We start from the raw sequence: 12,963 nt of genomic DNA, 5'->3' as shown, positions 1-12,963 counted from the left end.
AAAAGCTCTCCTTTCTTTAGCGTAAAGGCATTACCGAAACTTTAAAAGAAATGCGTTACTATATAATTTATAACACATGAAGCCCCACCACTATTTGTGATGGGGCTTCATGTGCATGTAGACTTCTATGACAATTAATTCTCTGGCTACGACTATGGAATACGCCTCCTCTACTTCATGGGGGTCTTATTTGTCATGCTTATCCCGCGGAAATCGAGTAAACCTTCCTAAACTGCTCTCTATGAACGAACATTTCTGTGAAAGAGCCTTGGCTATTTCACTAGTTGTAACACCGTTTTAAAATGTGTGTGATCCGCTCGTTGCAATAATTCATATAAAATCATTTCTGTGCTCGTTGGCATGATACCTAATGCTTTCATTTTTTCAAGCCCTATATCCTTATTAGCCTTTGTGCGAGAAGAAACGGCATCAACGACTACTTCCACTTCAAATCCTTGTTCCTTTAGTTGTCTTGCTGTTTGATAAACACAAATATGTGTTTCAATACCTGTCACTATAAATTGGGTACGACCACTTGCTTTCATTGCCTCCATAAAAGCCCCTTCTTGGCATGCACTAAAAGCCATTTTTGCAATCGGTTCTCCTTGAAGATATTGTGCAATCTCTAGCGCAGTCCCACCTAAACGGCTAGGATTTTGCTCCAGCCATAGAACTGGTATATTTAGTACTTGCGTAGCTTGTACAAGTCTGGACACATTTTGAATAACCGTTTCACTATCATCTACAATCGTCGCCAATTTCCCTTGCACATCCACGACAATCAGACTTGCTTGTTCGATTGAAAACATACAAACACCCCTTTTCATTACTTTGTAATCAGTATACCGAATTTTCTTTGCTAATGTAGGTTTTCAGATAACGCTATAACATTAAAAATAAATTGTGTGCAAATTGTATGCGTGCCTGGCACTAAAATGCTCACTTTGATCCTACATAAATAAAAAATTGAGAATTTTGTTTTTTCTCTTGAAAATTACGTTATAATCCAGTAAAGTGCTTTTATTAAACAAAACAAGGAGTGTACCACTTTGACACAACGAGCATTCAATTTTAACGCAGGCCCTTCTGCACTTCCGCTAGAAGTATTAGAAAACGCTCAACAGCAATTAGTTAACTTCCGTAATTCAGGGATGTCTATTATGGAAATGAGCCACCGTAGTGCAATTTTCGATGAAATACATAATGAAGCAATTGCTCTATTAAAAAAACTTTATGCGATTCCAGAAAACTATGAGGTCCTTTTCTTACAAGGAGGGGCAAGCCTTCAATTCACAATGGTGCCGATGAACTTCCTGCAAGCAGATAAACAAGCAAGTTATGTATTATCTGGTTCATGGGCTGAAAAAGCATTTAAAGAGGCGAAATTATTCGGTACTCCTGTTGAAGCAGCAAGCACAAAGGACAATAAATATCGTAATATCCCTGCATTATCAGATATTCAGTTCAATGACGATGATGCCTATTTACACATCACATCAAATAACACAATTTACGGTACACAATGGAAAGAGTTCCCTGAAACAGGCAATGTCCCATTAGTAGCAGATATGTCAAGCGACATCCTATCTAAACCAGTTGATATCAGTAAATTTGGTATCATCTATGCAGGTGCACAAAAAAACCTTGGCCCTTCTGGCGTGACAGTCGTGATTATTCGTAAAGACTTACTAGAAAAAGCAAATAAAGAAATTCCTACAATGCTAAAATATACTACGCATGCGGATGGCAATTCATTATATAACACACCTCCAACATTCGGTATTTATATGTTAGGTGAAGTATTAAAATGGGTGGAAGGTAAAGGCGGTATTGAAGCAATTGCTAAGCTTAATGAAGCAAAAGCTCAAGTAATTTACGATGCCATTGATCATAGTAATGGCTTTTACACAGGACATGCTACACCAGAAAGTCGTTCATTAATGAACATCACTTTCCGTGTCGCAGATGAGGAGCTTGAAAAACAATTCCTAGCAGAAGCGAAAGCAGCTGGATTTGTTGGTTTAAATGGACACCGCTCCGTAGGTGGTTGTCGTGCATCAACATATAATGCAGTACCATTAGAAACTTGTGAAGCACTTCGCGACTTTATGGTAGCATTCCAACAAAAACACCAATAAAATTTTACCGACGAATGAAAGCTTAAGCTAATTTCATTCGTCGTTTTTTTTCACCAACGGTTTACATGCTCAGCTCCTTCATTTCTATCCGTTATTCGCATAGAAAAAAACTATTTATATCCCCTATGATAGACTTCTATCTCTATGATAACTTGATTAGTACAAACATCCATTTACAAAATCAACTAAACTTTATTAATAAAATAATAGTTTTTTTCATTGTTTATCGGACATATTACCACCCTCCTTTCTTTTTATAAACATAGATTATAAGTGTAAGGCAATAGCTTTACATTATTTCAAATGAAAGGAGGTAGTATCAAATGGAAGATAGAAGATATGTTACACACATGAATTGGGCTCCTTGTAAATGCCAAAAACCTTGCAGCTGTCAGCAAAAGAAACAACATGAGTGTAAAGAAGAAAAAGCTCATAAAGCAGTGAATAACTGCCGAAGCTGTATCTGTGAGCAATTAAGATGTTTAGAAATTGGCACTGTAGTTGATGTTTTCTTAACTGGCGGTCTTAGTTTCCTTGGTTTAACATTTGTGAGCTTTAATGCTCGGAATTGCTGTGCTTATTTCTTAGAAGCTGGTTCAACATCACCACTAATTATCGACTGTAAAAAGATAGATGCTATCCGAATTGTAAGAAGAGTTTAGTAGTCTTCTTATGCCCTTTCCTTCTAACATTACTCCTTCATATATAAGGAAAACCCTGTCAAATATTAATTTGACAGGGTTTCGTGTTTACATTTGTTTACATTCAGGACATTTACCGTATATTTCAAATTTATGATTTTCGATTTCGTAATCAGGAAGCTTTTCGCCAAGCATTTCCATCGGACAAAGATTCAACTCTTTCACATTACCACAATCCATACAAATGAAATGATGGTGATGATGCTCAGACTCACAATGCATGCGAAAATTCCGTTCACTAGATAGCTCCGTTTCTTCTAATATACCAAGTTTAACGAACGTTGAAAGATTACGATAAATCGTATCGAAGCTCATACCGGGAAAATCTTTTTTCAGCACATCTAATAAATCTCGAGCGGTTAAATATTTATCCGTTTCCGCAAACATATTTAAAATTAACTCACGTTTATCTGTTTTTTTATAGCCGTTTTCTTTTAAAATTTCCCACGCTCTTGAAATATTCACTGTGCTGCCTCCCCTTGTTTTGCTGATAGTTTTAACATCGTTTTCTTGCCTATGATGACCAGTAATAGGATAAGTATGGATGTCACGACAATGGTTCCACCTGGTGCTAGATCTAAATAAAATGCACTGACTAAGCCAATTAATACAGCGACTTCTCCAAAAACAATCGCATAGATGATCGTTTGCTTAAAGCCTTTTGCCAGACGCATTGCTGCTGCAACCGGCAATGTCATTAATGATGAAACAAGTAAAATACCTACGATACGCATACTTGCTGCAATCACAAGCGCTGTTACAATCATAAATAACAGATGAACCCAACGTGCTGGTAATCCACTTGCTTTCGCATATTCTTCGTCAAAAGATAACACAAATAATTCCTTAAAGAAGAAAAACAAAAAGACAATCACGACGATTGCGATACCAACAACCACCCATAAATCTTGTCTCGAAACAGCCGATACTGAGCCAAATAAATAACTCATTAAATCCGTGCTAAAGCCACTTGCTAGTGAAATAAAAATCGCGCTAATGCCAATTCCCCCGGACATAATAATCGGGATGGCAAGCTCTTCATAGTGCTTATAAAGCCGACGTAAACGTTCAATAAGAATAGAGCCACTAACAGATGCCAAAATACCAAGGTATATTGGGTTAAGCATTGCCAATGCAGCAAAAGATTGACTTACATATAAACTACCAGCAATACCTGCAAGTGTCACATGCGATAATGCATCTGCTATTAATGAAAGCCTGCGAACGACGATAAAAACACCTAGTAATGGTGCGATGATGCCAATTAATAAGCCAGAGAAAAAGGCATTTTGTAAAAACTCATAGTGAAAAATTGCTTCAATCATTGTGCCTTCTCCTTCTAGTGAATCTTTCTCACGGAATGGCCGTACCAAGCGTCCAGCGCATCCTGAGAAATAGAGTCAAATTCGTCTTTGTAGCCATGGAAATGAATCGTTTGGTTGAGGCAAGCAACGTGGCTAATGCGGTTTGATACCGTATCAACATCATGTGTAACAAGAATCATCGTAATTCCCTGTTCCCTATTCAAATTCGCCAGCATATCATAAAAGGACTGCACATTCTCGTGATCGATGCCGACTGTTGGTTCATCTAGAATTAGCAATTTCGGCTCGCTAACTAAAGCACGTGCAATAAACACTCGCTGTTGTTGTCCACCAGACAGCTCGCCAATATTTCGATTCATAAAGGCGTCCATTCCTACTGCCTTTAATGCATCATATACTTTGCTTTTAGCATCCTTCGTAGGTCGATGAAAAAGGCCTAATTTTTTGGTTAATCCACTGATGACTACTTCTTGTACAGTTGCAGGAAAACCGGAATTAAAGGCATTGGATTTTTGAGAAACGTAGCCTATCCATTCACGATGCTTAAACGTTGCACTTGGCTCTCCAAACAGCTTAATGTCACCAGACATCGGTTTTAATAACCCTAAAATAATTTTCAGTAACGTTGATTTCCCTGAGCCGTTAGGACCTAGGAGCGCTAAAAAATCTCCTTCTTCCACACGAAAGGAAATATTTTTCAATACTTGTGTATAGTCATATTGAAATGACACATTCTCAATGTCAATTAATGCTTGTTTCATGCATGATCGCTTCTTTCTAATTCAAAATCATTACGATTTACAAGTTGTAAGTATAAATGAAAGTTTACTATTTGTAAAGAAAACAAAACTTAAAAGGAGGGATTGGTTGTGAGTATTCAATTTTTACAGCAATTATCTCAAAGTAGTGATAAAGAAGTTGTTGCCATTGCCCGTGCCGAAGGCTTTGAAATTAGCACTTCTGAGGTAAAAAAACTTCGCCCTTACCTCGAGCAATTTTCTTTTTCTTGGCTCTTTTTAGGTATTCCAAAAGATGTTTTAAGTGAAGTCGAAGCTGTACTCGGACGAAAACGCTCTCGCCAGCTTATTACACTTTTTACTAAATAATATAGGAAGCCCTAAAGTCAGTAGTTGACTTTAGGGCTTTTTTATATATTAGATAAAATTGTTACCTTTTATCCTTACATTGACAAGTATCCCCCAAAATCTACCTATATATTTAATTTTTTTTGAACTTTTAAAATAAATTATTGAAATTTAAAATTTTGGAATTTTATAATAATTGATAATTAGAGATCGAAACTCTTCTTTCTCTATGTTTTTTGTTGCTTAGTTGTTTTGTTGCTTTTGGTTTATTCTCATCAAAATACAAAGAAGGAGTTGGATTGACATGAAGAAAAGACTAGCAACAACAGTTTGTGCTTTAGGATTATTGGTTAGTGCCGGGGTGGCAAGTGCAGGGACTGATGCTATCACCTATGCGAAGGAACTGCCTGGGTTTAAAAGGAACATATATTTAGCGACGGGAACAAAAGACAATAACAGTGACTCAAAAGTTGAAAACTCTATAGTTGGTCAAAATTACGAGGCAACTATGTGGATTGTGGATGCTAAGAGAAAAAAGGTTTCTAATACTGCTAAAGATGTGACTGATAACGATACACGTTTCTTTACAGTAGATGATAGTGCAGTCGGCGGCAATGTAACTCTTGTAGCAGAAAATGATAAAATAACACGTGTAAGTGTGGAAATTTCCGGGAGATTTTATCCAGATACAAAATAAAATAAATGAATTTAAGTATATATAGACGGTTGTCATATCGAATTTCCGTAAAGATAATCTTTTTGTTGCAATGTTGTTGTGTTGCTTTCAGTTTATTTTAAGCAAAATACAATGAAGGAGTTGGATTTTCATGAAGAAAATACTAGCAACATCAGCTTGTGCTTTAGGTTTATTGGTTAGTTCAGGTATAGCAAGTGCAGGGACGAATGCTATCACCTATGCGAAGGAACTGCCGAGATTTTCAGGTGATATTAGTTTAGCAACCGGAACAAAAGACAATAATAGTCAATCAAAAGTAGAAAACGCTATAGTTGATAAAAATTACACTGCAAATATGTGGATTGTGGATGCTAAAGGAGCAAAAGTATCTCCAACAACTACAAGAGTAACGGATAATGATACACGGCTCTTCACAGTAGATCAAAGTGCTGTTGGCGGCAATGTAACTCTTGTAGCAGAAAATTCAAGATTTGCCCTTATTGAAGTAAGTATTTCAGGAAGTTTTTATCCAGACACACGATAATATAACATGCAAAATTTATAATATAACAACATTGATAGTGATTCTTTTATCAGCATTATTGATAGGGTTGTCTATCCTGGACGGCCCTTTTCTTTGAATAGGAGGATTTCAATGCTACTTGAATATAAAAAGCTATTTAATAATAAAAACTTCTATCTTAGTATTTGTGCCTTAGTATTGCTTGTTGTCATTGCTGTATGGCTAGGCGTTAAAGAACATAATGAAGAATATTTATTAACAGAGAGACTTTTTAATCAACGATATGAAAAACCTATTGTTGATGATGTGCTCAATTTCGTATCTCCGCATAAACAATGGCTTGGTTTCACCAATAATTTTCCATCTGATTTGTATTATTTTCTTTTTCCATTGTTGATTTCAATTGCACTCGTGGATTCAATTTATCGTGAAAGAAAAAGCGGCTATCAACATTTTATTTTTATGCGCATGGATAGACAAAAATATTACACTGCAAAGTTTGCTACTACTTTTCTAACTGCCTTTTTTATGTTCGTACTGCCTCTATATCTAGGTGTAGTGCTTGTTAATCTATTTACGAATCATTGGGACTATACAGCCTATGCCAATATTTATAAAGGGTTTGTAGAAGGGACTTTGGCAATACCAGATAATGCTATAAGTGTTTTTAAAGGCGATATTCAACCTCTTTTTTCGGATTTACTAAGCATTTCTCCATATGCATATGTTGCTGTATTTTATATTATCGGAGGATTGTTTGCTAGTGCGTATGTTTGTATGGGACTAGCACTATCTATGTTTATTAAAAATTATTACTTATTAATTTTTATGCCGCAAATTATTTATACTAGCCTTTGGTTTTTAGCAGCCAATAACCCAAAATGGGCTCCATTTTACTTTTTAGCTCCGGAAGGTATACATGGAGACAACTCCATTTCCATTATGGTTATCGAATATGTTTTACAAATTTCTCTTACATTTATCATTTACGTCATTGGGATGAGGAAATATGAAGATGTTTTATAAATACTTGACCTATTGCCTGCAGGATATTCGCTTTAAAAAAATACTGTTTTGGGTTGTCGCATGTTTTATGGTAACACTACAGTTGCTTGCAGTACTCCCAATTATGTCAGCGGCAACAAGATGGCATACGGTAAAAGACTTTATAGTAGCCTCTCAGTATGAATATTTTTATATACCAATTTTTTTAATACTTTTAGCTCCCTTTTCATCTAAAGACAATGAATGGCAATTGCTAAGAAGGTATCGACACCGACAACAAATTGCCACGTATAAAGTTTGCTTCGTTTTGATGGTGACTGCCTTTTTTACAGTGATTGTTTTCGGAAGTAGTATGTTTAGCACATCGCTAGCGAAGTGGCTTTTTTCACCTTATATCACAAATTACAGTGCCCTATTATTATATGTACCTGAGCCTAAAGAACACGGTTCATTGCTTTACTTTATCTATATGTTTTATTGTGTCACGGCTATTTTCGGGTTGCTTTATATCGTGTTCCAACAACTTTTCAAAAATAACTTCATTAGTGCGATTATAGTTATGATTCTTGGCATGCTGGATCGATATATAAAGCACTTTGTGTATATCGCCTTTAATATAAGTGAATTTACGTCACCTATTAGTACATTCTTGATATTAATTGCCGTTATGGTATTGCTAATCAACGCCATTTATTATTTAGTCAATAAACTAGACTTTTACGTGCGAGATGATGATTCATGACAACATTTTCGTTAGAGTGGAAACTACTGCGAGAAGATGTCCTAAAAATTAGTTGTATTTGTATTGCCTATCCATTGTTAACTACTTTATTGCTACTCCATATGACATCACTTTTTGATGGCATGACATTGCGCCAAGCATTTACTGCCCTTTTGGGACAAGTGGAGGAACTTACTTGGATGTACTGGACTTTGCTATGGTTTGGTTATGTGCTTTTAATTCAAATTATTTGGAAGCCTCGCTCCACTTCTTTTTCATACAACATGCTATTACGCTATCCGACAAAAAGCTGGTTTTGGCTTAATCGGCTGCTAATCCTACTTATATTCACTGCATGCTATGTCGCAATCACTTATATCATGAGCTTTTTGCTTTTTTTAAAAGCTCAAGTGACGCTACAATTTGATATTTTGATTGTGCTACAGGCATTAATGCTATGTATCAATATGTACTGTCATGCATTGCTATGGAAAATAATCGAATTATTGCTGTCAGGTAAAATTGCGTCTGTGCTACTGATTGTTCTATTTTTTGCAGGTATAAAGCAATCAGCCCCTTATATTCCCTTCTATTATGGGCTAATGGGAAATTTTGAGGCAAACATGTCCGCTGTCATTTTAATGATGGAAGGGCTGTTTATTTGTGTTATGAGTTTAATTATTGTTCGAATCGGCTTAAAAAATGATTACTTATAGGGAGGTCGTGCTATGTCCATTGAAGTATTAAACGTTTCCAAAGTAATAAAAAAACGCACGGTGCTACAAAATATTAATTTCCAGCTAGAGCGTGGGAAAATTTATGGCTTTGTCGGTCATAACGGGTCGGGGAAATCGATGCTATTTCGCGTGATTTGTGGTTTAGTCAAACCGACTGTCGGAACTGTAAAATTATTCGGGGATGTGTTACATCAAGATATTTCGTTTCCTAAAAGTGCAAGTGTTATCCTTGAAAAACCTGGATTTTTAGAGCATTATTCAGGGTTTTCCAACTTAAGTTTTTTAGCATCGATACGTAAGCAAATTACAGACCAGGATATAAAAGCTGCGCTATCAAAAGTAGGTTTAGATCCCGAAGATAAACGGCCTGTTAAAGCATACTCTCTTGGCATGAAGCAAAAATTAGCAATCGCTCAAAGTATTATGGAAAGTCCAGAATTAATTTTACTAGATGAGCCAATGAATGCTTTGGACGAAGATTCTGTCCAAAATGTTTATAACATTATTAACGCTGAAAAACAGCGAGGTGCCACTATTTTATTAACATCTCATAATAAAATTGATATTGAATCATTATGTGATCAAGTGTATAGGTTACGTGAAGGTGTGTTAATAGATTCCCCTTGAGCCATCTTTAACACACGTACAAAACCTCCACGTTGACAATGTTCAAAATGGAGGTTTTCATTCAATTACTCTTCCCAAAACAAGTCATCTAATGTTTTATTTAGCGTTTTACAAATCGCAATACATAAATTTAACGTCGGATTATATTTCCCCACTTCAATTAAACCAATTGTTTGTCGAGTAACCCCTACTTTTTGCGCTAAATCTTCTTGTGACAGATCATGTTCTATGCGAGCCATTTTTAATCGGATGTTTTTCATGCTTTTCACCACTTGTTAATCTTCTAAATTTTTTTGTACGACTTGGTCACTTTTCTTTTTGGCAGCCTTATAAGTTAAGGCCATAACCCCTACAAAAAGAGGCACATAGATCATGAGCGATACTAAAAATACAACGAAGAAATATTCGATTGCTTGTTGTGTGCTGTCAGCATAGTTGAATGCACTGTTAAGACCGAAAATAATTGCAAATAATAAGCCAATCACTATGCCATAAATAATATTTTTCGTACTTAATTTTACTTTACTGTTACTATCATGAACCTCTATTTCATCTGTCAATATGCCAAGATAAGCCGTTCTCACATAATAATAAGCTGATGATACAAAGATAATCAACCATTCTGTTAATACGTTGTCCAAGGACACCCCTAATTGAAAGAATTTTATAAGGATAGATAGCGAACAGACAATCATAATCAATACATAAACTTCTTTGTATATTTTATTTTGTAAATTTTTCACACGTTCATCCACTTGCTTCTTCTGTCTCGCAGCCATAATTTGCCTCCATTCGTTTTATTACTTTTATTATATGTAGTGACATTTCTTTTTGCAACATATAAATTGCATTATGTTATTTATAATTTACAAAATGCAAATTGAGATGCTGTAAAGATATGAAAAGGCACATTTTCTCGTGGAAAATGTGCCTTTTTCATTGTGGTTTTTCAAAGTTATTCTCCTTTAACAAACCAACTTTTAATCTTTCATAGTAATGACTGATTGGTTCCGAATCAAATCTATTTATTTTAAACATTGAGCTCACTTCACATAAAAAAATCATGCTAGTTATTGGTCTTGAGTAGAGCAGAGAACCCAAATAAATGTTTCTCTGTTTTTTTATTTTCGATTACTTCTCCCAAAGCTCTATTCTTCTGCCCTCTGGATCTTCAATCCAAATAAATTTGCCAAAGTCACTCACTTCTTTTTCCTTGACAAGTGGAACACCCATTTTTTCTAAATGCTTCATACTGTCCTCAATATTTTCTACTTGAAAGTTTAGCATCACTTGTTGTTCTTGTGGAAAATAGCCGTCTTCTTGAGAAAAGAGTGAAAAAATCGTTTCACTGCCTTGTTGTGGCGTAATAATGGTACCATTCCATTCGTTAATATCCATATTGAGCACTTCACTGTACCATTTTTTTATGTCCTCTATACTTTTAGTTCTCCAAAAAATTCCGCCAAAGCCCTTTATATTCATAAAAGCCACCTTTCTATCATTCTTTATTGATTTAAATGCTCGTTATAATGCGATTTCCTTCTAGCAATTAATTAATAAGCTTTGCAAACCAAGCAACATAATGTGCTCCAGGTATAAATAACACTTGCGCCAAAATGGTTCCTAAAAATCTTGATGTTATCATCATAACAGATGCTTTTTTTAAATCTATATAGCTTCCTCGCTTATTGATGACATCATCCGCAAGTATTGATATTTTAGGGTCAATAAAAATAATTAACAGAATGGTCGCCATACCATTGATTAATCCAGAGGCCATAGCAGCAGTAGAACTTAAATCAGGTACTAGTAAAGCTGCATATAAGGCTGATAAAACACCAATCGTATAAATCGCAGTAATTAAAATATTTATGACAAATAATTTGACTGGAATATCTCGTAATCCCATGCCCTTTAAATAAGTAAAGCTGGGTTTATGAATATGTTTAATCCCACGTCTTACATAGTCAAACGTCAAACCTTTTTTCAATAAAGCTGGAATTGAACCTCTTTCCTCAGCCAAATGGATTATGCCTCGCGAAAAGATGGCTACGAACGTCGGCAATAATAATATGCCCAATAGTGTCCCTACGGATGCCGCTCCAATAATAACGCGATACTGATTTTCTACAAACGCTAACGCATTATCAGCAGGTGCTGCATCCACTAAACTCCCTGTAAACGGTTGTTGCATCATATTCGCTAGCCTTGAAACCATGACCATTATATTAAAAAGTGATAAAGCCGAAGCTAGTAACCTCACCCTTGCGCCTGATAAACGCACAGCATACGCAAGCGTTTCAATAGAATGAATGATGAGAATAAATAAAGCTATCATCATTAATTTTCCTGTTATAATTTCCACTCTCAATACCTACTCTTACTTTCCATTTATTTCACATTTAGACGTTTGAATACTAAATTAGTTCCGAAAAAACTTCAAATACGCGTGAATTATAGCCATTAAACCACAATATCAAAAAAAACGTAGCCAAACACAAATTTCTTTGCATTTGACTACGCTTCTTTTACTCACCTCGAAGGGCATCGATAAGTTCAGGCTTAAATTCACCACTACGTAGCATGTCAATTTCATATTTATATGGTGCTGTTTTTGATTTCGCATCACTATTTAACGCAACAAATGGTGTTTCCAAAATCTTCGGCACATCCATTAATTGAGGATGATGAACGACATATTTTAACGCATCAAATCCGATATGACCAAAACCGATATTTTCATGGCGGTCTTTCCCTGCGCCACGAACGTTTTTAGAATCATTAATATGAAGGACTTTAATGCGATCCACACCGATTAGCTTATCGAACTCGTTTAACACACCATCGAAATCTTCGACAATATTGTAGCCTGCATCATGCGTATGGCATGTATCAAAGCATACTGAAAGTCGTTCATTATGTGTTACACCGTCAATAATTTTTGCAAGTTCCTCAAAAGAACGGCCACATTCCGTCCCCTTCCCGGCCATTGTTTCTAATGCAATTTGCACGGGATAGTCTTGTGAAAGCACTTCATTTAAACCTTCAATAATTTTCGCAATACCAGCATCTGCTCCTGCGCCTACATGGGCACCCGGATGCAAAACAATTTGGGTTGCTTCTAATGCTGCCGTGCGTTCAATTTCTGATTGTAAGAAATCTACACCGAGACGGAAAGTTTCCGGTTTTTCAGTGTTTGCAATATTAATAATGTAAGGGGCATGGACAACAATATTTGTCATGCCATGCTCTTTCATGTGGAGTAACCCATTCATAATATTAAGATCTGCAATAGGTTTTCGACGCGTATTTTGTGGAGCACCCGTATAGATCATAAAGGTATTCGCACCATAAGAAAGAGCTTCTTTACTAGAGCCGAGCAGCATTTCTTTGCCGCTCATTGAAACGTGTGAGCCAAGTAACAT

General features: G+C 35.9%; 18 protein-coding genes. 9 read left to right on the top strand and 9 right to left on the bottom strand.

The genetic code is table 11. The features are described 5' to 3' along the window. Positions 1 to 272: 272 nt before the first annotated feature. A complete protein-coding gene (locus ACIQXI_RS02885; protein WP_402921486.1) occupies positions 273 to 809 on the bottom strand; it encodes a hydrolase in 537 nt (178 codons plus the stop codon). A 240-nt stretch (positions 810 to 1,049) separates the two neighbouring features. Here ACIQXI_RS02885 and serC point away from each other — a divergent pair, with 240 nt between their 5' ends. Continuing rightward, positions 1,050 to 2,138 (top strand): 3-phosphoserine/phosphohydroxythreonine transaminase, encoded by a 1,089-nt coding sequence (gene serC, locus ACIQXI_RS02880; protein WP_402921484.1) that lies wholly within the window; start codon positions 1,050 to 1,052, stop codon positions 2,136 to 2,138. Between the two features lie 323 nt (positions 2,139 to 2,461). After that, entirely contained in the window at positions 2,462 to 2,800 is a 339-nt protein-coding gene (locus ACIQXI_RS02875; RefSeq protein WP_402921482.1) for a hypothetical protein, read from the top strand. An 87-nt stretch (positions 2,801 to 2,887) separates the two neighbouring features. Here ACIQXI_RS02875 and ACIQXI_RS02870 read toward each other — a convergent pair whose 3' ends face one another. Genes ACIQXI_RS02870 through ACIQXI_RS02860 form a run of 3 tightly spaced genes read right to left on the bottom strand, consistent with a single transcriptional unit; the run spans position 2,888 to position 4,925 of the window. Continuing rightward, positions 2,888 to 3,304 carry a Fur family transcriptional regulator gene (locus ACIQXI_RS02870; protein ID WP_402921480.1) on the bottom strand — a complete coding sequence of 139 codons (417 nt, stop codon included), beginning with the start codon at positions 3,302 to 3,304 and terminating at the stop codon, positions 2,888 to 2,890. After that, positions 3,301 to 4,164, bottom strand: a complete 864-nt coding sequence (locus ACIQXI_RS02865; protein ID WP_402921478.1) for a metal ABC transporter permease — start codon at positions 4,162 to 4,164, stop codon at positions 3,301 to 3,303. The genes ACIQXI_RS02870 and ACIQXI_RS02865 overlap by 4 nt, the downstream gene beginning before the upstream one ends. A gap of 14 nt (positions 4,165 to 4,178) precedes the next feature. Continuing rightward, positions 4,179 to 4,925, bottom strand: a complete 747-nt coding sequence (locus ACIQXI_RS02860; RefSeq protein WP_402921477.1) for a metal ABC transporter ATP-binding protein — start codon at positions 4,923 to 4,925, stop codon at positions 4,179 to 4,181. Positions 4,926 to 5,033: 108 nt separating this feature from the next. Here ACIQXI_RS02860 and ACIQXI_RS02855 point away from each other — a divergent pair, with 108 nt between their 5' ends. The 7 genes from ACIQXI_RS02855 to ACIQXI_RS02825 all read left to right on the top strand — a co-directional run bounded on the left by ACIQXI_RS02855 (position 5,034) and on the right by ACIQXI_RS02825 (position 9,538). Beyond that, on the top strand, positions 5,034 to 5,270 hold the full coding sequence (locus tag ACIQXI_RS02855; protein ID WP_402921475.1) for an endonuclease IV: 237 nt from the start codon (positions 5,034 to 5,036) through the stop codon (positions 5,268 to 5,270). A gap of 283 nt (positions 5,271 to 5,553) precedes the next feature. Beyond that, positions 5,554 to 5,946 carry a hypothetical protein gene (locus tag ACIQXI_RS02850; protein WP_402921473.1) on the top strand — a complete coding sequence of 131 codons (393 nt, stop codon included), beginning with the start codon at positions 5,554 to 5,556 and terminating at the stop codon, positions 5,944 to 5,946. Between the two features lie 130 nt (positions 5,947 to 6,076). Then, on the top strand, positions 6,077 to 6,469 hold the full coding sequence (locus ACIQXI_RS02845) for a hypothetical protein (RefSeq protein ID WP_402921471.1): 393 nt from the start codon (positions 6,077 to 6,079) through the stop codon (positions 6,467 to 6,469). 111 nt (positions 6,470 to 6,580) lie between these two features. Beyond that, positions 6,581 to 7,474 (top strand): NADH dehydrogenase FAD-containing subunit, encoded by an 894-nt coding sequence (locus ACIQXI_RS02840; protein ID WP_402921469.1) that lies wholly within the window; start codon positions 6,581 to 6,583, stop codon positions 7,472 to 7,474. Further along, positions 7,458 to 8,195, top strand: a complete 738-nt coding sequence (locus ACIQXI_RS02835) for a hypothetical protein (RefSeq protein WP_402921467.1) — start codon at positions 7,458 to 7,460, stop codon at positions 8,193 to 8,195. Before ACIQXI_RS02840 ends, ACIQXI_RS02835 begins: the two co-directional genes overlap by 17 nt. Then, on the top strand, positions 8,192 to 8,890 hold the full coding sequence (locus tag ACIQXI_RS02830) for a hypothetical protein (RefSeq protein ID WP_402921465.1): 699 nt from the start codon (positions 8,192 to 8,194) through the stop codon (positions 8,888 to 8,890). The genes ACIQXI_RS02835 and ACIQXI_RS02830 overlap by 4 nt, the downstream gene beginning before the upstream one ends. Positions 8,891 to 8,902: 12 nt before the next feature. Then, positions 8,903 to 9,538, top strand: coding sequence for an ABC transporter ATP-binding protein (locus ACIQXI_RS02825; protein ID WP_402921463.1), 636 nt, complete (start codon positions 8,903 to 8,905; stop codon positions 9,536 to 9,538). A gap of 65 nt (positions 9,539 to 9,603) precedes the next feature. On the opposite strand, the gene ACIQXI_RS02820 is transcribed toward ACIQXI_RS02825, so the two are convergent. The 5 genes from ACIQXI_RS02820 to ACIQXI_RS02800 form a co-directional block, all read right to left on the bottom strand. Continuing rightward, positions 9,604 to 9,798 (bottom strand): helix-turn-helix transcriptional regulator, encoded by a 195-nt coding sequence (locus ACIQXI_RS02820; RefSeq protein WP_402921461.1) that lies wholly within the window; start codon positions 9,796 to 9,798, stop codon positions 9,604 to 9,606. A 15-nt stretch (positions 9,799 to 9,813) separates the two neighbouring features. Then, positions 9,814 to 10,317, bottom strand: coding sequence for a DUF6773 family protein (locus tag ACIQXI_RS02815; protein ID WP_402921459.1), 504 nt, complete (start codon positions 10,315 to 10,317; stop codon positions 9,814 to 9,816). Positions 10,318 to 10,669: 352 nt separating this feature from the next. Further along, positions 10,670 to 11,020 carry a VOC family protein gene (locus ACIQXI_RS02810; RefSeq protein ID WP_402921457.1) on the bottom strand — a complete coding sequence of 117 codons (351 nt, stop codon included), beginning with the start codon at positions 11,018 to 11,020 and terminating at the stop codon, positions 10,670 to 10,672. A 67-nt stretch (positions 11,021 to 11,087) separates the two neighbouring features. Next, positions 11,088 to 11,876: a lipid II flippase Amj family protein gene (locus ACIQXI_RS02805; RefSeq protein ID WP_402925633.1), complete on the bottom strand. Its 789-nt coding sequence runs from the start codon at positions 11,874 to 11,876 to the stop codon at positions 11,088 to 11,090. A 190-nt stretch (positions 11,877 to 12,066) separates the two neighbouring features. Continuing rightward, a complete protein-coding gene (locus ACIQXI_RS02800; RefSeq protein WP_402921455.1) occupies positions 12,067 to 12,963 on the bottom strand; it encodes a deoxyribonuclease IV in 897 nt (298 codons plus the stop codon).

Source organism: Lysinibacillus sp. NPDC097195 (assembly GCF_044762075.1).
In the GTDB taxonomy this organism is placed as follows: Bacteria; Bacillota; Bacilli; order Bacillales_A; family Planococcaceae; genus Lysinibacillus.
The sequence above is the reverse complement of the archived record's forward strand: the minus strand, read 5'-3'. Positions and strand labels throughout refer to the sequence as shown.